Here is a 25,562-nt window from a genome sequence, read left to right on the forward strand (position 1 = left end):
CCGTTGGAACTTTAGTTTCAACGGCTTGAAACCAGAGTTTCTTCGGCTTGAAACTAAAGTTTCTACTGCCTGAAACTAATTGTATCCCAGTTTGAAACCAATAGTGCAGATAGTTAAGTAGTCAGATATCAACGGTCAACCTATCACCGTTCAGAAACACCGATGGGCAATTGGATTCACACATACGATGATAGGTGACGAAGATTATCTTTAAAAGTAGAATCCGAATCCTACCTTAATGCCGAAACGTGAGTTGTCGGAGTCATCAAAACGCCATTTGTAATAAACGGCAGGTTCGATAGTCACTGTCCGGGAAAGGAAATAAGCATATCCGGCTTCAATACCTACCCCCCAATCGTTATTATGCTCACCACCTTTCAGACGGATACGTTCCCAGTCAAGACCACCACCGATATAAATGCCTGTAGTATTGAAATAACAACGAACTCCGGTACCAAGAGTATACGTATCTTTAGGCTGCGACCAGTCTGCTCCCGCATTGACCATCAGCGCAAAACCATCCGCCAAGAATGTACCGACCTGTGCTCCCAAGCCAAACTTCGCATCGTCATTCTTGCTATACGAAAAGTCCAATCCTGTGACGGAAGGATTAAGAATCATAGTACCTTTTTCAAATTGAGCCTGTGCAGTGAACGAGACTGCCAATAGGCAAAAAGCTAAAGCTAATTTCTTCATAAACTTACTTTTTAAAGTGAATAGATTGTTCGTCTTTTTTGCGGCGTTCACGCATTTGCTCCTTTTTACGAAGCACCAGCCAAAGGAGAAAGACAATGACATAAGAACCTGCCACTGTCAGGATTTTCTCAGTCTGGCTGACTTCCGTATTACGTGGCAACAAATAAGCCGCAGTTACTGATACATAAATAAGGAATGCTAACGCAACTCCTGTTGATCTCTTTATTTTCTTCATTCTGATAATTTTCTTGTTTTCTGTTTACCCAGCCAAACATAGAACCATACAGCCGCAATCACTACACACGCTATGCCGACGCTGTAAGAAACCACAGGTGAAAGTCCTAACCCTTCGGGAGCAATACATATATAAGTAGAGCATACACTTGTCATAAACAGCGCCGGTATCAAAGTGATGATGTAAGGTTTTTTGGACACAGCCAGAAATACCGTTATAGCCCACAAAGTGAACACAGCCAATGTCTGGTTAGCCCAAGCAAAATAACGCCATATCATATTAAACCCGTTGGCATCACGCAAACTGTACAGGAGCAGACCGATAGCTACCACAAACATCGGGATACAAATGTATAAACGGTGACGCATACTTTTTTGTTCCATTCCCAAGAAATCCGCCACAATCAGACGTGCCGAACGGAAAGCCGTATCTCCCGACGTAATCGGAGCTGCAATCACTCCCAGAATGGCAAGTATCCCTCCGATTGCTCCCAGCCACTCCTTCGTGATGGCGTCTACAATAACGGAAGCATTACTTTCTTCCATCCCATTCTTATGGAAAAAGTAAGTAGCCGCAGCAGCCCAGATAAGAGCAACAATACCTTCAGTAATCATCGCACCATAGAACACCGGACGTCCATGACGTTCCGAAGTCATACAACGCGCCATCAAAGGACTTTGAGTAGCATGAAAACCGGAAATCGCGCCACAAGCAATACTCACAAACATAATCGGGAAAATAGGGAGTTTGCTTGCTTCGGGATTTGTATTTTGCAAACCATCCCACAACTCCGGCAAAACAGGATGATTGATATAAAGCATTACTAAAATTCCTACCGCCATAAACAGCAGTGCGACTGCGAACAGAGGATAAATTTTACCGATAATCTTATCTACCGGAAGCAAAGTCGCCAGAATATAGTAAGCAAACACAACGACAATCCAAAACGTAGTATCCAAATGTTCCGGTGTAAGTTTCGCCAGCAGTCCGGCAGGACCGGCCACAAAAACCGCACCGACAAGAATCATCAAAATAACGGTGAATCCTCTCATTACCTGCTTCGTAGTAATCCCTAAATAACGGCCTATGATTTCGGGCAAACTTTCACCACCATTGCGCAAAGAAAGCATTCCGGCAAAATAATCATGGACAGCACCCGCAAAAATACTCCCCAGCACAATCCACAAATAAGAAGAAGTTCCGAACTTCGCTCCCATGATTGCACCGAAAATTGGACCTAGTCCTGCAATATTAAGAAATTGAATCATGAAAATCTTCCAAGTGGGCAATGGAATATAGTCCACTCCATCAGCCTTAGTAAGTGCCGGTGTTTTACGGTCATCAGGACCAAAGACGCGTTCCATGAGGCGTCCGTACGTAAAATAGCCTACTATCAACGCAAGCAGGCATAGAGTAAATGTAATCATAGTGTGTCGTTTTTTTAACTTGGCAAATGTAACATAATCTCATGAAACAGCCCAACAATACCGACACTTTTACTAACTTTGCAGAGATTTAAAACAAAAAACAAAGGATATGCGCCTATTTATTTTCATTCTTTCACTTTTGTTTCCTTTCCTCCCGACAAGTGCGCAGCCCAAGCACGAAGTTCGTGCAGCATGGGTAACGGCTGTATACGGTTTGGACTGGCCTCGCACACGTGCAACGACTCCGCAGACAATCCGCAAACAGAAAGAAGAATTGACAGATATCCTTGATAAATTGAAAGCGGCTAATTTCAATACTGTTTTATTCCAAACCCGTACACGAGGAGACGTACTATATACCTCAGCAATCGAACCGTTCAATTCAATCCTGACCGGAAAGACAGGAGGAAATCCCGGCTATGATCCACTGGCTTTCGCCATTGAGGAATGTCATAAGCGGGGAATGGAATGTCATGCGTGGATGGTAACCGTTCCGCTGGGGAATAAGAAACATGTTGCTTCGCTCGGAAGTAAGTCCGTCACCAAGCGGATGAAAGAAATCTGCGTCCCTTACAAAAGTGAATATTTCCTCAATCCGGGACATCCGGCAACGAAAGAGTATTTGATGAAACTGGTACGCGAAGTCGTAAGCGGTTATGATGTGGACGGCGTACATTTCGACTATTTACGTTATCCAGAGAATGCACCTTTTTTCCCGGATAAATATGATTTCCGCAAATATGGCAAAGGACGTACGCTCGACCAATGGCGCCGGGATAATATTTCCGAGATTGTACGTTATATATATAAAGGTGTAAAAGCAATAAAACCTTGGGTAAAAGTAAGTACCAGCCCCGTAGGCAAATATCGGGATACTTCTCGTTATCCTTCGCGTGGTTGGAATGCTTTCTTTACCGTTTACCAAGATCCGCAAGGATGGATGGGAGAAGGTATTATGGATCAGATTTATCCGATGATGTATTTCCAGGGAAATAATTTTTATCCTTTTGCCCTCGATTGGCAGGAACAGAGTAACGGACGGCAGGTGATTCCGGGCTTGGGCATTTACTTCCTCCATCCCGATGAAGGGAAATGGACGCGTGACGAGATAGACCGCCAGATAAACTTCATCCGCAATCATAAGATGGCAGGCGAGGGACATTACCGGGTAAAATATCTTATGGAGAATACACAGGGTATCTATGATGAGTTGGTCGAAAACTTTTATGCTTATCCTGCTTTACAACCTCCCATGCCTTGGCTAGATAATGTTCCGCCTACGGCCCCGTCCGAATTTACAGTAATCGATATTGACAAATGCTATACGGAATTAAAGTGGCAGGCTGCTACTGACAATGATGCACGCAATAAGCCAATGTATGTCATTTATGCATCGAATGATTTTCCGGTAGACATTAATCGGCCGGAAAACATTGTTGCACAAGGTATCCGGGAGACAAGTTATATCTATGCTCCTATCCTACCCTGGAATACAAAGAAACATTTTGCTGTTACGGCCATTGACCGTTACGGAAATGAAAGTGAAGCGGTGCAAAAGTAAAACTAACAGGATTGAGATATGTACTGAAATCAAAGAGGAATAACAATTTTATCTTCTTTCTGATTTCTAAAGGCAGTGTCCATAATATTGTGTAAATGTAAACGGGATTCAGTTATAAGTTCTCTTATATCTGGATTCTGTTTTCAAAAATAAGCATAAACTGGTTCATAATCAATCCCCAGTTAGTAATCGGCATTGTCCATTTCTTCTCAATCTCCATCAAGGAAAGGTATACCATCTTCTTCACTGCGTCATCCGACGGGAATGAAAGCTTTGATTTAGTGTACTTTCTGATTTTTCCATTCAGATTTTCAATGAGATTTGTGGTATAGATTATTTTTCTGATTTCCAATGGGAACTGAAAGAAAACAGTCAGATCATCCCAGTTGTTCCTCCATGAAAGAATGGCATAAGGGTACTTCCCTCCCCATTTCTTTTCCAGATTATCAAGCTCCGCGGCAGCAACTTCCTTGTTTGGCGCATTATAGATATTCTTCATATCTGCCGTGAACTCTTTTTTGTCCTTGTAAACGACATATTTACATGAGTTTCTTATCTGATGTACAACACAAATCTGAGTTGATGACTGAGGGAATACGGTACGTATAGTGTCCGTAAATCCGTTCAGGTTATCGGTACAGGTTATCAGTATATCTTGTACCCCACGGGCCTTCCTTTGAGTGAGAACACCATCCAGAAGGCGGAACTCTCTGATTTACCCACCCACATGCCAAGAACTTCCTTCAAGCCGTTTTGTTTCAGGCCGACACAGAGATAGACAGTCTTGTTGATAATCTTCCCGTTGTCACGGACCTTGAAGACAATACCGTCCATCCAAACGATGAGATAGACCGGGTCCAAAGGACGGTTCTGCCATTCTTGAGCAGCCTGGTTTACTTTGTTTGTGATGATGGAGATGGCAGAGGTGGAGAGTTCTATCTCATAGATCTCGCGCATCTCTTCTTCTATATCGGACACACTCATTCCTTTGGCATATAAGGAGATAACAAGCTTTTCTATGGAAAGCCCGCGGCTTTCATGCTTGGGGACTACTATGGGTTCAAACTGACCGTTGCGGTCACGAGGGATGGGTATGACAGCCTCGCCGTGCTCGGTCTGGATTTTCTTGGGGTAACTGCCGTTACGGGAATTACCACTGTTATTGCCGGAAACAGAATGTTTCTCATAACCCAAATGAGCATCCATCTCACCTTCAAGCATCTTCTCCAGCACTTGGGCGTGGAGCTGCTTTAGGAACTTGCTTACGTCTGCCTCAGTTTTGAAATGGCTGAGGAACTCCTTGGTTAAAACCTCATCAGGCACTACATGATTCTCTTTCATAATCTTTTTCATTTTGCAAATCTATTAAATAAAAAAATACGAAACTCGTACTGAATCCCGTATTTTACATTTACACAAAATATTTTATAGTGCCTTTCTAAAAATAACCAGCTCTACCCTTTTAAGTGTATCTATATATCTCAGCGCCTCTTTCATGTCACATAAATTATTGACCGACTTTCCATTTATGCTAAGAATGACATCATTCGGAGCTATAAAATCTCTGACCGGACTATCTAAGGCATCTACGGAAATGACATAAACTCCACGTTCTGTATCCATACCCGTAGCAGAACGTTCCTCCAATGTATTCAGATTCTTAAGCGTTACCCCTTTCCAAAGCATAGTTTTGGTATCCGCATCATTATCCGTCACAAGCGGAACAGGCATTACAGGACTTTCAGCTAACTGTTTCAGATGGGAAGACAACACTCCGAATTTATTCATAGGGAAATTACGGAATCCTCCTTTGATTATGACTTCAGAATCATCTGCTACATTAAAATTACCTTTCATAGCATCCATAAACCTGATTGTAGTTACTATAGAATGAACATCCCCACCAAGTTGGCGAGCCGCAAGATATGCCAAGCTGTCTGTAAAGATATTATAATCTACCTCTCTCCCCCAGCCATACACTCTTATAGGTTTATACTTGGTCATTACAATATTACGTGAAAAGACATCTCCGCTATTTTTAAACCACAAATGTGGGTGTAGAGTATTATTGACGATAATATTATTTTCAACAGTCCGATAAAAACCTTCACGCAATTTAATACCACCATTCAAACAAAGATTATTGTAGATTTGGTAATTACTGGAGCCATCATCCAAATCTATATCCCATCCCCTATCACAACGTAATCGATTATGGCGGATAATGATAGGTTCGACTACATCTGCCAAAATCAATACCGGGTTTTCATCTGTTATCTGCGTCATTACATTATACTTCGGATGCCAAAAACGGTCACGTCCCCAAGAGTTGATAGTTCCATGATCACCTGTTTCTTTTACAGTATCAAAAATATCATTATGCTCGATAATATGTCCTCCCCATGTGCCTTCACTGATATTAATTCCGGCACGAGGAGTATCATAAATAGTGTTATGGCTTATCGTTATATTACGACACATGGAAAGCTCCACGCCAGTTATCTGCTTTTCAAACAAACCAATAGTGCATATCAGATTATCATAAACCTCACAATAAGCAGGATGATTGTCATTCCGAGGACCTTTTGCATAATCCATTTTATCCAAAGGAACAAACTCACCGTACGTAAAACTCGGTGAACGAACTCCTTCCACATCCCCTACAAAACAAATTGCACTGGCTCCAATAAAAGTCAGGTAAGAGCCTGTCACTGACGAATAGCGATTATATTTATCAAAAAACACACCATTTCCTCCTACGTTATGGATATAGCAATCATGCAGGTTGCATTTCTCCGTTCCCCTGAAAACGACGGCTCCTCCCCGGTATATTGTCCAGTCCGAACGAAGCAGAGGCTCGTAATGTTCCATAAATGTCCGTACCGTTTGCGTTAGTTCAATCCCTTCAATGGTTATATTCTTCACAGGCTTGGATGAAGTTCCCGCAAATTCAATCAAGTTTTTAAGTTGCGGAGTTTCAAACGCCAATTCGGTTATCTTTTCATCAGGTAAAGGATAATAATACAACCAACCTTCCTTTCTATCATAGTACCACTCTCCCGGAGCATCTAGTTCTTCAAAGATATTTTCTACCATCCTGTTTTCATGATGGATTCCCATTGGTCTGTTATTCTGCCAACCACCTTCCAATTGCAACTCTCCCTTTTCATTCTTACCTGTAATACGATAATGAAAATCACCCCAATCATGACTATGCATAGCATGAAGGTAACCTCCTTCCGGATGCTTCCACTTCTTCACTCGTTCCGGATCTGTTGCCAAAGCAGATGTGCCATTAAAGCGAACTGCATTTTCATCGTAATTAGGGTAACGTGCCATAGACCTCAAATCTCCGTTTACGATAAGCATATCCATAGCCGGATTCCCTTTCACAGCAGCCCGCATGATACCATTTTTGTATTTTTCCCATTTCAGATTCAAGCCAACTCCACTCGATATGACAGCTTTCTCTCCGGGATAATTTTTTATTATTAATTCTTTCGCATCATTACCATCATCAGAGGTCAGCACCAAAGGCTTATCTAAAATGTATTTCCCTTCCCTTAAATAAATTGTAGTACAATTCTTATCTGTTCGAGCTTTTTCGACAGCTTCATGAATTAAATGGAAAGGAGCGGTCTTACTGCCATCTCCACCCGATGATGCGTGAGGAGAAACGTAGTATATTGATTGAGCATAAATACTCAAAAATGGTATTGTTGATAGCAAAAGAAGCACTGTTTTTACCCTTTGTGTTTTCATATGATATGATAATTTTGGCTATATGCATAAGCAAAGATAGCTTAAATGAAATACTTAATTAACAAAAAATGAAATTTTAATAACTTTACGTATCATAAAAGAAATGGTATGGGTTTTATATCAAAAATAATCAATCCCATACCATTCCAGTTACCTGAAAAAAGAGTCAATTCATAAATTTACCTCTATATCAAGCTTTTCACCTATGATACAACTATCAAAATAAAGAAAATCTACTTTAATTTATAAGATAAATCGTACTTCCTACCACCTACGGAAACTTCTACAGAAGCACCATCTGCATGAAATGTGCCGGGAGTTGCGTTAGTGTTATCTGTGAATTTGGCACTAATATTCAAGCTTGCACGATCAGTCTCATTCGTAAACGGGTGAATTACAGTAATAAAACGTGCCGCACCTCCCATCGGTTTAGTTATACTCACCCGATACCATTTGCGTTGAAGTGTTTTTTCATTCTGTTTACTGGATGACCAATTAGTATTCCATTTAGGAGTATATCCGACATTTGTTTCAACAAACGTCTTAAACTGCATATTGTTATTATCTCCAAATTTTGTATAAGCACCATACTGAAAGTTTGCACTGTTGTCGTCAATAACAACTTTACCCGCATCACCCAAATTGAAAGTCAAATCAACCGTAGGAGTAGTTTTGCCGGCATCATATCCCTCGTCTACCAAAACAAAAAATGTCTTGTTCACAAAGAATACGGCACGACGATGTGTCAAGTCACCATAAGACTTATTCTCCGTAACAAGCACATCAATATCATCCTTGCTATCTTGTATCAGAAATTTTCCGTTCATATAACCATCTGCTATAGTAGCAGAGTTTTTTGTCATCGTATTATGCATGGTTGTTGCCCGATATGATTTACGCAAAGCATCACTTGCAGCATCTCCTCCATAAGTAAAGAAGCCTGCGTCCGGTAAGAAATTACGTCCGTCACGATATAGACTGAAAGTCCCGTTATCCGGCTGACAGTGCACATAGTTCTTGGGATTATTGTTATTTTTCAAAACCATCATTATTGCATCTGGTGCCCACTTGCTGCGCAACATATAATAACCTCCATCTTTATAGAGCTGAATTAATTCCTTAGGTTGCTCTCCCTGTTTCCCTTCGGTTGCCATCCATTCGATTTCTTTATCATCAGGGAACATAGCCATATATCTACGGAAATTACCCAACAATACACTTTTAGTCCACGAACTGGCTCCAGTATCATTAAAATTATCAAAGGAATAATCGGGATACGTAATATCCATTACGAAACGGGCGGCTTTCTTCAATAAGCTGACATAATTGGTCGGGAAATACCCAACTTTATTATTAACTTGTGCCATATTATAAAGCTTATTGCAAGCATAAACAGCCTCTATATGATAGCCCGGAGTTAATTCTACATGTACTCCATCATCCAGGAATTGTGATTCCACCTGTTCAGTGATTTTCGCTGTACCTTCATTCAACCATTCTCCTGCTTTCTTAAATTCCGGCATTAATATTCCGGCAGAAACGACACTTTCCACTTGGGTAATAAGAATATTAGTCTCTTTATAATAATTCTTACGGATACATTCCACTCCATCCGACAGTGCAACTAAAAATGTAGAAAGCCATTCAGGAGTAAAATTCTCCGATTGAATAAAATAAGACATTATATCAAGCTGCGCTTGTATTCTATGAGCAGGTTGAAGCCCATACCACTCCACATTTTTGTTTTTATCCACTTTCCCTTCAGGACAAGGAAACGTTTTCAGCCAGTCACCATACACTTCTATCCATGATTTGACATATTTCTCATCATGAGTAACCACGTACGCATTAGCCTGATGTATCATCCACTGGTGACGATGCAACTGATAAACAAATTCAGCATCTCCCTTATACTTGTCAGGAACATAATTCCAGTTTATTTCATCATCCTGTTTAAATAGTACATACGTTTCTTTCCCTGCTGCATCTTTAGACTCATATTTATCTTTTATATAGAAACGATATTCCAAAGCCTGATCAGCTATATTTTTATTGAAATCACCAATAGAGGTCTGATTCAGATTTATATTAGGATTGATAACATCCTCCCTATTCCGATAGTATTCCAACAATTCAGAAGTAGCCGAATTATAATCTTTCTTTTCACAATATGCTTTCACTTTTTCCAAACCTGGATAATCAAGATTGATTACTTCAAAAAGTCTCGGAACCAATGCATCACCTCCAGCATTATTTTCTTCCTTTACATGATTCTCAAAGAAAATAATCTTATCATCATTGCATGCGGTCATTAACAGCCCCAGCAAAACAAACAAACTAAATATTTTTGAATTCATACGATCTCTATTTGAATTAATTACCATTATTCCATCCTGGGTTTTGCCCCAAATCCGGATTCATATAAATTTCATTTTGAGGATAAGGGAACAAATACATCTTATCGTCCCAGTACATTTGCTGTAACAGCACCTTTTGATAAGACAGAGAAGTACTGTTCTTTGTTATCTTTACTCCATAAATATTTCTTACTTCATCCAAACCCGCTATCTTCCAACGGCGAATATCATAAAAACGATGTCCCTCAAAAGCCAATTCAATGCGACGTTCATTGCGAACCTTGGCTGTAAAATCCGCTCCGTTCGCATCTATGTGTTTCATATCAGCGCAATCACGAACCATATTCAAAACTTGACGTGCCGTCAATGGACATCCTTCTGCTGTTTCATCCGGACCTTTCCACTCATTCATAGCTTCTGCATAATTCAATAATATTTCAGCATAACGGAACAAAACATAATGATGATGCAATTTATTCGGTTTGTCCGGATCAAGTGATACAGACGGATTCATATACTTACGCAGATAATAACCAGTTTTCGTGGAACCGTCCAATACCTTGTTTTTACCACCTTCAAAGGTTTCCACCTTTTGTTTCTGCCACATAGAACCATTAGTTAGTACACTTAAATACAAACGGGGATCACGGGTCTGCTTATTGGCAGCATCATAATACATATTCGCCACATGGGTCGAATTATTCCAATCGAATGGAGTTCCATCCTTCATTTCATAAGCATCTACTAAATTCTGCGTAGGAGTATTTCCACCTTCTGCACCTTCATATCCCATCGGTTCATTTCTCGATTCAAAATCACTGGTAGTCGCAGTGGCACGGCGTTCAAAAATTAACTGCTTAGATTTCAAAATCTCATTGCCACCTAAATCCGAATACAAAGGGTCAGCTGCAATTTTAGGCAATTGATATTTATTCATGTTAATAACCTCATAAGCTGCTTTAGCTGCCGCTTCCCACTTTTTCAATTCATGACCGGGATTATGTAATTCACTCGCTGCATACAGCAAAGCTCTTGATTTTAAAGCCAATGCCGCACCTTTGGTCACCCGACCTGTCTCTCCCCTGACAGCATCTTCCGGCAGCCCGCCTTCCCGGGTAATCTCCGTACATTCTTTTGCTATGAAATCTACTACCTCCGCAAACGAAGTCTTGCGTACAGAATTAATATCTTCCTGCGTATAAGTACGTGTTATCAAAGGAATATCTCCATAGCGCTTAGCCAATTCAAATAAATAAAACGCACGTAAGAAACGTACCTCCAAAGAGAATTTGGAAGCTTTTTCTATCATTTCATCATAATCTTCATTATACTGAAAACGTTCAAGCACTTTCGGATCAAAATTTTCAAGGAATAAATTGGCGCTACGAACTCCGTTCCAAAAGCTCCAACCATCATCAACACGCTTTAGCGGACTCCATATCCCATTGGCTATATAATAAATACTATTATTCTCCCAAGTATAGACAGCATTATCCGTAGCAGATTCCATCATCGCATCATTCACCCTGCCAAAATCAGTCGGCAAGAAACTATATACATAAGCTACTGATGAGTTCATATTATTAAAATAGCTGTAGGCTTCTTCCTTAGTTTTTCCGCTAGTTTCATCGTAATCTAGAAAATCACATCCGTCCAATAAAAACAGAGCGAAAGCCGCTACTACATAGTTCTTTATATTTCGCATAACTATCTTTATTTAAAAATTAATATTCAGACCCAGACATACAGAGAACAAATCCGGATACCCCAATGTCAGATCTTCACAATTGAAATAATCAATCTTATCTATAGAAAATACATTCTGCGCCTTAGCATAAATCTGAAGTTTATCTAGTTTTATCTTTTTCACCCATTTCTGCGGCAGGTTATAATAGACATTCAGATTACGTAGTTTCAAGAATGAACCATCTTCAATCCACTGTGTGCTAGTCTGATAATTATTCTCATTTGACAATGTAGAAAGACGGGGCACGTTGGCGACATCTTTCATCGCTTCTGTCCAACGAATCTTATCTTTTAAATACCAAGTTGCAATATTAGTATTGCCATTACGCAATGGTTGATGCACATTGGCTACATTTAATTGTTTGGTCAACCCACTTACTCCATTGAAAACCATATCTATCCCAAACCCTTTGTATTCAAAGCCAAGATTCAATCCGAAAACCATTTCAGGCACAGTCGTAGATTTACCAATTGCTACCCGGTCTTCACTATCTATTCTTCCATCTCCATTTTGGTCTTTATATTTCACATCTCCCGGGCGAACCACCGAAAATGTTTGTTCCGGACTCTTGGCAATATCCTCTTCATCACGGAAATAACCAATAGCTTCCAATCCAAACAGTTGCCCGACTTTATGTCCGCGTGTATATAAATAGTCGTAAGGCTGATAGGCCTGTCCGTTTTCAACAATCTCACTATCATTCAATGCCCAATTTGCATTTACAAAATAATTGAAGTCTTTATGTTGCCCACTCCATCCTAAACTTAATTCTACACCACGGCTCTTTACCTCACCAATGCAAGCTTTCGACGGTTCGATGCCTAAAATACCAGACACATTATTATTAGCGACCAGAATATTAGTACGGTGATCATAGTACACCTCTGCCGTTGCTGTGAAATTCTTCCACAAACGTACGTCTACTCCCACATTATATTTATCAGCAGTCTCCAGATTCAAGCCATATACAGGCAATCTTTGTTCTTTCAGACCATTAACAGTTGTCATACCATCCCCAAAAGGATATCCCGTACCTCCTGTCCAGAAATAATTACCCAATCCATAGCTTAGTTCATCTACCGCAGAACGTCCCCAGGAAGCCCGAAGCTTTAGCAAGTCCAAATTGGAAGCCCCTTTCAGGAAATCTTCATTAGCCAGATTCCAACCGGCAGAAACAGCCGGATAAAAACGGAACTTATCTCCTTTCAACAAAACACTTGTACCATAATAGTTGCCGACCACATCTACCATATAGCGGTTGTTATAATTATAACCGACAAAACCCATCACATTCTGCCGATAGTAAGATGCGTTATTTTCTAACGGTTCTTTCATATCCTGCCGATAGACAGCCGAAGCCGACAATTGATGCTTACCTGATGTATAATCATAATTTAATTTAGCCTCAACGCTGGCACGTATCAATTGGGCAGACAATGCCGACTTACTTACTTGTACCTTACTATCCGCACCATAAATTTCACTTACAGGGAGTCCCTCTTCCGACAAATAACCGACTTCATACTTATAAGTCTTACTTCCTATATCCTGAAAAGTGGCAGTATTATCATAGGCGACAGCCACTTCTGCACTCAACCCTTTCAGGAACATAGAGAAATCTTGAGTAATCCGCATATCAGTTTCCAACATACGACGATTTTCCTGTACATATCCCACATCTGCAATAGCCGCAATCGGATTCATCTTAAAAAGAGTATTACTACCCCAATTATTATTCAAAGTCTTCACCGGAAACGCAGCGGCAGGTACTTTATAAAAATTCTGGAAGATTGTATTAATATCCGTATTCGGGCGCTTATCTTCTCCGATAATGCCATATAAACCAAACTTCATTTTGGTACTGGAAGTAATATCCACATCCAAATTCATACGCAGCCCTAGCTCATAAGTCCGTATTTGAGAATTATAACGGTCTGAATAGTGAGTATAATCTTCATTCAACAAACCAAACTTATTCTTATAATCCAACAATGCCATATAGCGTACTCTTTTTCCACCACCCCGCATCATTACATTAAACTGGTTATTTTCGCTGAAATTCCTCGTACCTTCTTCATACCAGTTGACGTTCGGATGATAATTCGGACTTGTTCCATCCTTAAATCGTTCCAAATCTCTTTTCGTATATTGCAACGGCAAGCCATCATAATACAGTGCTTCGTTCTGTGCCATGGCATAGGTATAAGCATCTGCCATTTCCGGCCGGTTGATCGGGAAATCAAAACCATGACGATAGTTCACGTCCACATCAAACGAATTATACATACCTCTTTTGGTATTCACCAAAATTACCCCATTAGCTCCTCTGGCACCCATCAAAGCCGTAGCGGCACCATCTTTCAAAACTTGGACGGACTCTATTTCTTCTATTGTCATATTAGTCAATCCCCGTTCAAATCCATCCACCAATACCAAGGGTTCTCCGTTACCCAAACCACCACGGCCACGTATATTCATGACAGCATTAGCACCCCAGCCAACTGTTTGAGTCAGATGAAGCCCTGATATCAATCCGAAAAGTGCATTATTCATCCGATCGGGAGAAGTCGCATTCTTTTCTAACAAGTCTGCATAAATAGCAGTCACAGATTGGGTTTGGGTATCTTCTGTCCGTTTTAGGAATCCCAAGTCAACAACGGCATCTTTCTTGATATCAAACACCAAATCCAAAGCATTTCCTGTGACCTTAATCCGTTTGATAGCTATATCCGCATAATTTAGTTCAATATAATCGCCTTCCTCCAACAGGAGTGAAAACAAACCGTCTTCATTAGTAACATTGCTATTTCTGAATGCTCCTACCTTTGACACCTTTACACCCGAAAGAGGTTTACCGGAGACATCTTTCACAATGCCATTCATCATCTCCTGCGCCATCAGGCTTACCGAAGAGATGAATAACAAGCCTATCGTAAATAATAATTTATTCATAATCAAATCGTTTAATTAACCTTATTACCAGCCGGGATTTTGAATCAATCCATATTTCTTATTGATTTCAGTCACAGGAAATGGCAATAAATACCAATATTCATTCCAATAATATTTAATATCGTCACGCGTACTCACTGTATACTCGAAGCCACTTCCCACCTTCGTCGTTTCCAACATTTCCATAGGACGTGTAGCCCATTCAGCTCCTTTCTTATGACGTATCATATCAAAGTAGCGAATATCTTCCTGTCCGAATTCACGGGCACGTTCATCCAATAAGTAGTTCAGCAACGCATCACCTTGCGGCACTTTAGCAGAAGTTACTGACGGTAACCCTGCCCGTTCACATACCAGATTCAGATAATCATAAGCGGTCTTTTCAAATTCATCGGGTACATTAGCCTTTCCCAATTGATTCATAGCTTCGGCTATACTCAAATAAATTTCAGGCATACGAATTAAGGGACATGAGTAGGGTTTACCTTTCATCTCATTCTTCTTATCTCGAATAAACTTACGAAATCCATAACCAAATTGAGTTTTCTTCTGCACAGAACTTCCCGAACCATATCCTTCACGTCCACCTTTATAAACTTCTGCTGTCCGTCCCTGCCATTTATCACCATTTACAAGCAAGTTTTCATATAAACGCACATCACGGTTCGGTTGCCCTTTTTCATCAAAAAACGGATGTGCACGATGGGTCTGATTATTCCAGTCAAACGTAGAACCATCTTTCCATTGAAACATATCCGCATAATTTCCACGCGGGATACCATAGCCGGATTCATACATACGGAACGGCTTATCTACACCATCATAGGTTCCCCAACGGAAAGAAGCCATCACAACTTCCTGATTGCCCTTGGTAAAATAACCGTTTACATAGTCTTCTCTGGGATTCCCTGTATTTTCAATCCGATAATAATCATTATTCTTTTTGTTCAGACGCAAAAACTCCCTTCCTGCTTCCAAAGCAGCTTCCCAACGACTATCCTGCTGATTTCCATACCAACTTAAAAGTTCAGTAGCCGCTTGTCCGTCATAGTAAGGTGCCTTATTGTTAAATAATGGACTAGCAACAAACAAGAGTAAACGAAATTTCAACGCTTTAGCGGCAGCCGCCGTCATATGTCCATATTCCTCTGCTGTTGTATACCAAGGTAAATCGGTTGCCGCCTCATCCAGCAACGCCACTGTTTTATTGACTGTTTCTTCCAACGTCAAACGAGGAAATTGAAGTATTTCATCTGCTTTATACGCATGGTCTATCCAAGGCATGCCACCATAAAAACGAATCATTTGAGTGTAGTGAAAAGCAATGACTACTTTAGCTTCCGCTTTTCGGATACGCTTTTCATCATCAGTCATGTCGGGTACTTTATCTACATTTTCGATATAGATATAAGCTTTTCGTATACCAAAGGAAGGATTTCCTGTTACTTCAGTAATCTGAGAGTGAAAAGGGAAATAAGGAAAGTTGATACAACTGGAAGAAGAATTAAAGTCTCCCCGTGTCCATGAGATTGGTTGTGCATATCCTATATCGGTATATCCGTCCAAAATAAGTCCCTCCGGATGACAGCCCCTCAAAGTAGGCATAAAATCCCACAAACTTTTATAAAACTGGTTCATGGCCTGATCCGCATATTTCTTGGAAGAAAACACGGTATCAATAGATACATCGTCACTATTAGGCTTCTCCAAAAAATTATCACCGAACTTCAGGTCTTCACATCCGATGAATAAACTAGCCAGAAGCCCGCCTAAAATAATTAAACTTTTGTTTTTCATAATAATCATTTTAAAAAGTTACATTCACTCCCAAACTGAAGATTTTCATAATAGGATATGTATTCGTATCACGTGTCAATTCTCCTTCGGGATCAAAAACTTTTAATTTGTCAAATGTCAAAAGATTATAGCCGGTAAATTGAACGGTCAACTTAGAGGCACCGATTGCTTTTAAAATTTTCTGCTGAGTGATATTATATCCAATCGTCAGATTTTTGAGCTTTATGTATGAGGCATCTTTTAGCCATACACTTGATGTCTCCTGATTGGCCGAACTCGTAACGGACAAACGTGGATACACAGCCGTTGCTGCAGTTTCGGGTGTCCAACGCCCGTCAGCCATATATTGATAGAGTACCTGTCCCTCATAGAAAGGACGCTTATAAGCATTCGCCATCTCGATATCACACTGTGCCACTCCAGTCCAATTCATAGAAGCAAAAAAGCCTTTATATTCTCCACCCAAATTTAAACCGAAAGTGTAAGCCGGACGTTTGGGATTTCCTATTTTGGTCTGGTCGTCATTATCAATTATATTATCACCATTCAAATCTGCAAACTTAATATCACCGGGGTATTTTTTCCCTTGCGGTTGCGGCAAATCCGCACGAACATTACCATCCGCATCAAAGTCATCCTCATTATAGAACCCCTGTGCCAGATATCCGAAACGGGCTCCCACTTCATGCCCGGTGCGCCACATATAAGGTTCGTTCGGTTCTACTTCATCCTGATAAATAATTTTATTCTTGGAATAAGAGATATTTGTATTTATATAATATGAAAAATCCCTAATATGGTCATTCCATTTTAAATCCACCTCGTAGCCGTGATTATTGACTTCACCCAAGTTAACCACAGGCAATATACCATTCATTGCAATCAAAGAAGGGACAGTACTACGCTGTATCAGAATATCACGACGATTTTCCCGGAAATAATCTACTGTCAGCTTCAAACGGTCACTGAAGAAATAAGCATCTATACCATAATTCTGTTTTAAAGCTGTTTCCCAAGTTACATTCGAATTTCCCAGCATGAGTTCTTTCGCTGCTGTCTGATAGGCCATATTTGTCAAGCCGAAGATATACCCGTTCTTATCCTGATAGTTTTTCTGAAGCCAATCAGAATTATTTATAGAATAAGAGTCCGGCAAATAAAGAAAACGATTACTAGACATATTGTCATTACCAACTAACCCTACAGAAGCACGTACTTTCAGATAGGTCAAGAAATCGTTTTTGGGAATAAATTTCTCTTCCGTTATTACATAGCCGATAGAACCTGCAGGAAATGTACCAAAACGTTTATCCGGCGCAAAATTCTCGGAACCATTATAACCAATATTAAATTCCGCTATATATTTTGATTTATAATCATAAGTCAAACGACCTACTAAACCAACATAAGCAGTCGGAATATCCCAAAACTTATTAGGATAATTAGGATAGTACTTTTTACTTTGATTATATAGCAAGAGAGCTCCAACATTATGTTCCCCGAATTTATGATTATAACGGATACTTCCTTCCACATACCAGTCACGGGCACGACTCGTATTTCCCGTTCCATACGTTTTCATCATATTCTCTCCTGTGATCCGATACACAAGACTCTTATCAAAATCAGGATCTTTCACATCAAGACCTGAACCGTCTATTTCGGATTTATAAAAAGGAGTATACGTTTCCACATGTCCCCTTACGGTTTTAATGTAAGAATAATCTGTATTATACGCCCCTTTCACTTCAATAGAAAGCCCCTTTGTTATAAAATCCAGATTTTGAGACAGATTCAAATCGAATGTCATATTATTCGAGACTTTGCGGTCATAACCATACCCATAAAACTTATCAAAAACCTGATTTGCCATTGTCACTCCGGGAAAACGTGTACTCTGTGTCACCACTTTTTTTCCATCAACAACTCCTGGAGACGAGAATGGCAACGACCATGTAAGTTGTTTCCATACATTGCCACTACCTCCCGGGTCACGCTGGTTACCAACAATTCCGCCCATACCAAATTTTAATGTAGTGGTACGTGTAAGGTTTACATCGAGATTGGCACGATAATTATAACGGGTATAGCTGTAATTGTTGTTATAATCAAGCCCGTCCAATTGTTTAAATAAACCATTCTGATACAAAAAGCCTAACGATACAAAATAACGGATGTCTTTTGTTCCCCCCGAAATACTGACGTTATGTTGAGTTTGAACAGAAGCCTTATTCATCAAATAATCATACCAGTTCACATTAGGATATAGAATAGGCTCATCTCCCAAACGAAAACGTTCCATATCATACTCCGAGAAAGCCAGTTGGTCATCGGCAACTCCGTCATTACGTTGAGCCTCTCTGAATAGAGAAGCGGTTGTATAACTGTCTGCCACATCCAGTATGCGTGTAGGCATCTGGATGCCGACATTCGAACTAACCGAGATTTTAGTTTTTCCTTCTTCCCCTCGGCGAGTAGTAACCAATATAACTCCGTTTGCACCACGTACACCGAATACGGCTGTAGCCGAAGCATCTTTTAAAACATTAATAGATTCTATCTCATTAGGGTCCATCTGATAGAAAGAACGCTCTACACCATCCACAAGAATAAGCGGAGAAGCTCCTCCTTCTGTCAATGACCCCACACCACGTACAAATATTTTCGCATTGTCAGCTCCCGGTTGTCCACTTGCCTGCATAGAAGAAACTCCGGGCAACTGCCCTGCCAAAGAGTTGGTAACACTGGCACTAGGCGATTTCAGTAAAGCCTCTGTACCGACACTCGATATAGCACCGGTCAATGTGGCCTTCTTCTGCACACCATAAGCAACAACCATTACTTCATCCAGACTTTGGACATTTTCCTGCAAACGTACATTAATTCCCCTTCGGGAGTTTACTTTTATTTCTTGTGATTGATAACCGATAAATGAAACTGATAAAATAGAATTTCCATCAGGTACCGTAATTGTATAACGACCGTCAATATCTGTGATAACTCCTGTGGAAGTTCCTTTCACTTGTACAGTAGCACCAATAATAGGTTCGCCACTCTCACTCGTAATGATCCCTGTTACCTTTATACTATTGTTCTGTTGCAAAGCGGAATTTACCCACTCTTTGCCGGTGTCACTGTCCGACCAAACCCGACCCGTCTCTGCGGAATAACAAACCTCCCCCCACAAAGACGACCTGATACATACGGCAATAAATAAAAATTTCCGCATGCGACAACCTGTTAAGATGTTTTTCATACTTTGATAATATTAAATAGTTAAACAAAAAGTGCTAATACGATTTCTGCTTAAATTTGAAAACCAGCGATTCTTTCTTCAATCCTTTCGGCAGGGTCACTGTCACTTTGCCGTCTTTGGTCTGATATTTTACGCTACGACCGGTTTGAAGCAATACCATTTTGTCGGCAGGTTCATTTCCCTCCCAACCAATTTTTTGCGGTAATTCCATATTCTCCGGCAGCGCACAGATAGCATATAGTGTTTTTCCATCTTTATTGGCCGTGAACCAAATATTCCCACTTTGATAGACAGGAGTAGTACGTGTATTATAGATGGCTTCACCATTTACTTTTAACCATTGCCCTATCTCTTTCAAGCGCTGTATCCCCTCTTCTTCGATAGTACCCTCTGCTGTAGGTCCTACACCCAAAACCAAAGAACCTCCTTTGGCTACAATCTCCGCGAGAATGTTGATTACTTGGGCAGCAGATTTATATGGAGCGTCTTTCCACCACCCCCAATGATTGGTCAGTGTGATGCAACTTTCCCAAGGATGATCCAATTGCTGTTTAGGAATGGTCAATTCCGGCGTTTGATAATTTTCATTCCGCCCGGGTACAGTCCGGTCTACTGCTATCAACCCTGGCTGGCTTTCACGTGCCTTATCTATGATTTGGTCCATTTTTATATCTTCTTTGGGAGCTCTTACCCAGCCTCCGTCTAACCAAAGAAGATCTACCCGACCATAACGTGTCATCAGTTCATTAATTTGATTAGCCGTATATTCCTGAAACCGTTTCCATTTGTCCGGATTCAGTTTGATGTCATAATTCACATTCCGGGTTGGTGTTGCCCTGTCTCTACTCCAGTAATCATTGCAGTGCCAGTCAGGTTTGGAGAAGTAAGCACCTATCATAAATCCTTTCTGGCGGAAGGCATCAAAGACATGATAAGTCACATCTTTTAAAGGATTGTTTCTAAAAGGCCCTTTAGCTATTGAAAAATCAGTCTCTTTCGTATCAAACATACAAAAACCGTCGTGATGCTTGGTGGTGAAAACCATATACTTCATGCCGGCATCTTTCATAATATCCGCCCATACTTCCGGATCAAACTTTGTTGGGTTGAAAGACTCACTTAATCCCCAATACCACTTTTTGAAATCGTCATAAGGCATATCACCGAAGATTTTGGTACGGCGAGGAATAAATTTCTCTTCCGAGCACAACAGCCATGACTCGAAAGTACCGGGCACGGAATAAAGCCCCCAATGGAACAGTACACCGAATTTCAAATCTCTCCATTGGTCTAATTTCTGCTGTACTGCCGGGTCTGTCGGATATTCATAAGAAGTTGATGATTTATGCACATATCCTTGATCTTTAATATCACTTTGCTGTGCATATACATTCCAGGAAAAAGAGAGTCCGAACAAGGTAGCCAATACTACTTTCATGTTTTTCATTTGTCTCATACTTATCGTTGTTTTAGAGGTTTTAAATTCCTCCGCTAAGATATGAGGATTAGAATGAAAGAGTGTTTTGTATCATTTTTTGTTTGTCCGATAACTGCCAGAAGAGTGCTAAAAACTATCAAAGTTTTTTAGATTTTATTCAGAAGAGCTTTCTGAACACTATTTTCTCTGCTTTTTCACATAATCCGAAGGCAGGCATCCCATATACTTTTTAAAACTGGTAGAGAAATAAGACCGGGATGCAAAGCCGACCATGGCGCTTACTTCTGATATGGAGTAATGACCATCCAACAATAATTTGCAAGCCATATTGAAACGTATTCGCCGAATAAAATTTGCCGGTGGTTCACCCGATATAGAATTCATTTTGTAGTATAGTGACGAACGGCTCATAAAGAGTTTCTCCGCAAGATCATCAGCCGTAAAGTCCTCATCAGAGATGTTTTCTTCCACAGTCTGAATAGCTTTGGTAATAAATTCTTCGTCCAGTTTATTTGAAGTCATTTTTGCCGCATCAATATCAATCGTACTGGAATAATAATATCTCAAACGCTGCCTGGCCTTCAGGATATTATTAATCTTCCCTTTCAGGAGGTACATAGAGAAAGGTTTGGGAATATAATCGTCTGCACCTGCCTGAATACCGGCAGTCTGCGCCTCAAGACTACCTTTCGCTGACAACAGAATAACCGGAATATGGCAAGTTTGCATGTTCTTTTTCACAATCTCACATAACTTAATACCGTCTATTCCCGGCATCATGACATCAGAAAGAATTAAATCCACTTTCTGTTCCTTCATCATTTCCAAAGCTTCCTCCCCGCTTCCAGCTATCAATGTGATGTATTCCGATTTGAAATTATTCTTCAAATAATCAACCATTTCCTTATTATCATCCACCAGCAGGATAGTCGCTCTCCCTTCCTCTTCCCCACTTTCTTGTTTCTCCAGATCAGCAGAAGGGAGCATAATCTCTTCCATATATGAAACGTCCAAAGATGGTATCGGTTCAGATAAAGAGAGTGATGCTTCTTTATCTTGTCTTTGTTCTTCAGCCGGAAACACCTGAATATCCGCCGGCAAAGCCACTTTGAATTCTGTAAATTTCCCGGTTTCACTCACCACTTCTATTGTACCCCGATGCTTATCTACCAACAATTTTACCAAAGACAAACCAATGCCAGAACCTTTCTGATTATCATCCACCTGATAAAAGCGTTCAAAAATACGGGAAAGTTTCTCTATAGGAATCCCTATGCCATTATCACGTATCGTAAATCCGTAAGCAGTTTCCTTTTTCCACAAGGATAATGAAATTTCTCCACCATCAGGAGTAAACTTAAACGCATTGGAAAGTAAATTCATCAATATCGTTTCCAAATACATCCTGTCGACAGGAAGTAATTCATCTTTCAAATCCGAACTGAAATGAAAATTAATGTCTCGTTTCCTTGCATTTTCTTTAAACAAATTGAATACATTCATTGACATACTCTCAACGGGTCCTGAAACTATATTAATAGGTAATGTTCCCGACTCCGCCTTCCTAAAGTCAAGTAACTGGTTGACAATATGTAGTAACCTCTGCCCATTCTTATAAACATAAGATAGTTTTTGTTGTATGCCAGGCTCAAAAGAGTTCTTCTCTCCCAGCAATTCTTCCAACGGAGCCAATATCAGGCTTAAAGGTGTCCGCAATTCATGAGACATATTAATATAAAAACGAACTTTCTCTTGGCTGATTTCTTCAATTTTATTCCGTTCGATATGCTCAATCTGTACCTGCATTCTCATCTTGGCACGAACAATAAAGAAATAAAATATAAAAACTAAAACACTAAGAATGAAGAAAAAGAACAGAGTTTTAGCCCACCACGTCTGATACCACATCGGAAGAATATCAATAAAAAACTCTGCTGGTGTTTCAGACCACTGTCCACTGTCACTACAAGCCTTCACTTTAAAAATATATCTACCCGGAGACAAATTCCAATAGTTCACCCCACGGCTCCCCGCCCATACATCATAAATCCAGTCCGAATCGTAACCTTCCAGCTTATACGCAAATTTGTTACGGCTGTTTGACAGGTAATTAATTACAGAAAAAGTGATTCTGAACATTTTAAGTTCTGAAGGAAAAGAGACACCCAGCAATTTTCCGTTGTCCGCTTGGTAAAAATCAATATCTCCGTCTTTTGCTTGTCTTATGGGGTGATTCTGTATGGACAATCCCGTTATTACCGCATTGGGGGTAAAAGGACTGTCGGAGAAATGATCGGGATTGAAAAAAACGACTCCATTCAAAGTACCTAAAAAGAAAGTGCCGTCTCTTGAACTGCATACTGCCGATTGCATAAACTGATTATGCGGCAGACCATCTTGTTTGATATAGTTGCAGAAATTCCTTTTTTGCAAATCAAAACAAGAAAGCCCTCTGCTCGTTGTAAGCCACAACCGCCCCTTTTTATCTTCCAAAATACCACTAATGCAATCATTAGGCAAACCGTCGCTCATAGAATAACGCTCCCACGAGAAAGAAGTTCCCTCTTTATAACGATACAACCCGGAAGAAGTACCTACCCAAATGGCATGGCTGCTGTCTTCATATACGCACAATGCTTGTATCAGCCCAAGAGAATAAGCCTCTGCCGAATCAGTCATCACATGTAGTTCTCCATCAGCACACATATACAAACTTTCTTCCGTTCCAATCCAGATACGCTGTTTTGAATCACGAAACAAAGTAGAGACCAGCACTCCTTTCAATTGAGAATATCTTAAAGCCAAAGGATGCAAAGACATTTCTTTTGTTTGATAATTAAAACGATACAAACCAGCCATCGAACCCACCCAAAGGGTGCCGTCTTCTCCATCCAACAGTGAATAGCAGCTATTTCCCAACGACGCGGCACCGGGAATATCATAATTACTTATACGCCCGGTCGTCACATCCAAATGGCTCATCCCTCCGTTATGCGTACCTATATAAACAGAACCGCTTTTTTCAGGAAACACACATTTAATGTTATTCGACCGTAAGGAGTTAGTTTTGTTTTCCTTACCGGAATAACAAGTAAAATGCCCGGTTCTCCTATCATAATGATTCAACCCGCCGTCATTTGTACCAATCCAAAGATTATTATTAAAAGGATCTTCCGCAATGCAACTAATAGTATTATCGCTCAAGGAATTGCGGCAGACAGAATGTTGTAGGATACGAAAGTCGGGAGCCAATACATGATAATAATTAAGTCCTCCGTGGTAAGTGCCTACCCACATTCCTCCCTGGTGATCCCTCATAAGAGAACGTACTGAATTATGTCCCAAAGAAGAGGGATCATCATAAGAAAATCGATATGGTGAAATACTTTCCGTATCCGGTTGAAGAATCAGCAACCCTTCTACTGTTCCAATCCATAACCGTCCCCGGTCATCCAACTGCAAGGCCCGGACAGCATCAGAAATAAACTGTTTCGGATGACTTTTCCGGTTATAATGTTCTCGAACCTGAAATTTATCATCTATCAAATATACCCCGTTCGTCAAAGAAGCTAACCAACAATTCCGGGTTTTATCATCATAAATGATATCAGATATTACTTCATTTTTCAGTTCAGGAAGTAATTGAACAATATTACCATTACGGAAATAATAGAAATAAATACCTTTTGAGGTACCAAGTAATGCCCCGTCCCCTATCGCACGAACGGCATAAACGCTCTTTCCTTCCAACTGGGGAAGAATATTCATCTTGCCATCTGCTTTCTCAAAAAGAACCAATCCTCGATTAGTACCTAACAACAGTTGCTCTCTGTCTAACGGCTCTTCTATTGCAAACACCTGAACCGACTGATTGCCCGGCAATGAGTAATTTGTAAAATCATTACCTATAATATTATACCGGGAAAGTCCAACCATCGTCCCTGCCCATACGGTTCCCTTGCGGTCAGTATAAAGAGAATAGATATAGTTATTCCCCAAACTGGCTGTATCACCCAAAGATTTATAAAAGGATGCAAACCGGAAGCCATCATGCCAATTCAATCCCTCAGTAGTACCTACCCATATCTTATTATTATGATCCTGGGTTAAAGCAAGCACCGTATTATACGACAGCCCATCGTCTACGGACAAACGTTTAAAATGAATCGAAGTTTCATCTGCCCATAAAATAGCAATCGGAACAATTTGGAAATAGAGGAATAAAACAATCAAATAACAAATGCGTATATATCGGTTTTTCATAAGTAATCACAATTCAATAACACTTTAACTAAAGCAAAGATATGTATTTCCAATAGAATCCAGAATAACTC

Annotated in this window: 12 protein-coding genes and 1 pseudogene; 1 reads left to right on the forward strand and 12 read right to left on the reverse strand. The window is 40.2% G+C overall.

All coding sequences use genetic code 11. The features are described 5' to 3' along the window. Window positions 1–210 precede the first annotated feature (210 nt). The 3 genes from GD630_RS19030 to GD630_RS19040 are packed head-to-tail and all read right to left on the reverse strand — an operon-like array spanning window position 211 to window position 2,358. Window positions 211–696 carry an outer membrane beta-barrel protein gene (locus tag GD630_RS19030; protein WP_007758039.1) on the reverse strand — a complete coding sequence of 162 codons (486 nt, stop codon included), beginning with the start codon at window positions 694–696 and terminating at the stop codon, window positions 211–213. A gap of 4 nt (window positions 697–700) precedes the next feature. Beyond that, window positions 701–931 (reverse strand): hypothetical protein, encoded by a 231-nt coding sequence (locus tag GD630_RS19035; protein WP_143866619.1) that lies wholly within the window; start codon window positions 929–931, stop codon window positions 701–703. Beyond that, on the reverse strand, window positions 928–2,358 hold the full coding sequence (locus GD630_RS19040) for a carbon starvation CstA family protein (protein WP_143866617.1): 1,431 nt from the start codon (window positions 2,356–2,358) through the stop codon (window positions 928–930). The genes GD630_RS19035 and GD630_RS19040 overlap by 4 nt, the downstream gene beginning before the upstream one ends. 109 nt (window positions 2,359–2,467) lie before the next feature. Here GD630_RS19040 and GD630_RS19045 point away from each other — a divergent pair, with 109 nt between their 5' ends. Then, window positions 2,468–3,919 carry a glycoside hydrolase family 10 protein gene (locus GD630_RS19045; protein ID WP_143866615.1) on the forward strand — a complete coding sequence of 484 codons (1,452 nt, stop codon included), beginning with the start codon at window positions 2,468–2,470 and terminating at the stop codon, window positions 3,917–3,919. A gap of 124 nt (window positions 3,920–4,043) precedes the next feature. Here GD630_RS19045 and GD630_RS19050 read toward each other — a convergent pair. The 9 genes and pseudogenes from GD630_RS19050 to GD630_RS19090 form a co-directional block, all read right to left on the reverse strand. After that, window positions 4,044–5,260: pseudogene (locus GD630_RS19050) on the reverse strand (IS256 family transposase). 84 nt (window positions 5,261–5,344) lie between these two features. Further along, window positions 5,345–7,681 (reverse strand): PDZ domain-containing protein, encoded by a 2,337-nt coding sequence (locus tag GD630_RS19055; protein ID WP_143867946.1) that lies wholly within the window; start codon window positions 7,679–7,681, stop codon window positions 5,345–5,347. 233 nt (window positions 7,682–7,914) lie between these two features. Beyond that, entirely contained in the window at window positions 7,915–10,038 is a 2,124-nt protein-coding gene (hepC, locus tag GD630_RS19060) for a heparin-sulfate lyase HepC (RefSeq protein WP_143867948.1), read from the reverse strand. 16 nt (window positions 10,039–10,054) lie between these two features. Then, window positions 10,055–11,743, reverse strand: a complete 1,689-nt coding sequence (locus GD630_RS19065) for a RagB/SusD family nutrient uptake outer membrane protein (protein WP_143867949.1) — start codon at window positions 11,741–11,743, stop codon at window positions 10,055–10,057. Between the two features lie 12 nt (window positions 11,744–11,755). After that, on the reverse strand, window positions 11,756–14,737 hold the full coding sequence (locus GD630_RS19070; RefSeq protein WP_143867951.1) for a SusC/RagA family TonB-linked outer membrane protein: 2,982 nt from the start codon (window positions 14,735–14,737) through the stop codon (window positions 11,756–11,758). Window positions 14,738–14,761: 24 nt separating this feature from the next. Continuing rightward, window positions 14,762–16,534: a RagB/SusD family nutrient uptake outer membrane protein gene (locus GD630_RS19075; protein WP_122137837.1), complete on the reverse strand. Its 1,773-nt coding sequence runs from the start codon at window positions 16,532–16,534 to the stop codon at window positions 14,762–14,764. A 10-nt stretch (window positions 16,535–16,544) separates the two neighbouring features. Then, a complete protein-coding gene (locus GD630_RS19080; RefSeq protein ID WP_143867953.1) occupies window positions 16,545–19,790 on the reverse strand; it encodes a SusC/RagA family TonB-linked outer membrane protein in 3,246 nt (1,081 codons plus the stop codon). A 34-nt stretch (window positions 19,791–19,824) separates the two neighbouring features. Beyond that, window positions 19,825–21,246: an alpha-L-fucosidase gene (locus GD630_RS19085; protein WP_143867955.1), complete on the reverse strand. Its 1,422-nt coding sequence runs from the start codon at window positions 21,244–21,246 to the stop codon at window positions 19,825–19,827. Window positions 21,247–21,405: 159 nt separating this feature from the next. Then, on the reverse strand, window positions 21,406–25,491 hold the full coding sequence (locus GD630_RS19090) for a hybrid sensor histidine kinase/response regulator transcription factor (protein ID WP_143867956.1): 4,086 nt from the start codon (window positions 25,489–25,491) through the stop codon (window positions 21,406–21,408). Between the last annotated feature and the right edge of the window lie 71 nt (window positions 25,492–25,562).

It is taken from the genome of Bacteroides zhangwenhongii (assembly GCF_009193325.2).
Taxonomy (GTDB): domain Bacteria; phylum Bacteroidota; class Bacteroidia; order Bacteroidales; family Bacteroidaceae; genus Bacteroides; species Bacteroides zhangwenhongii.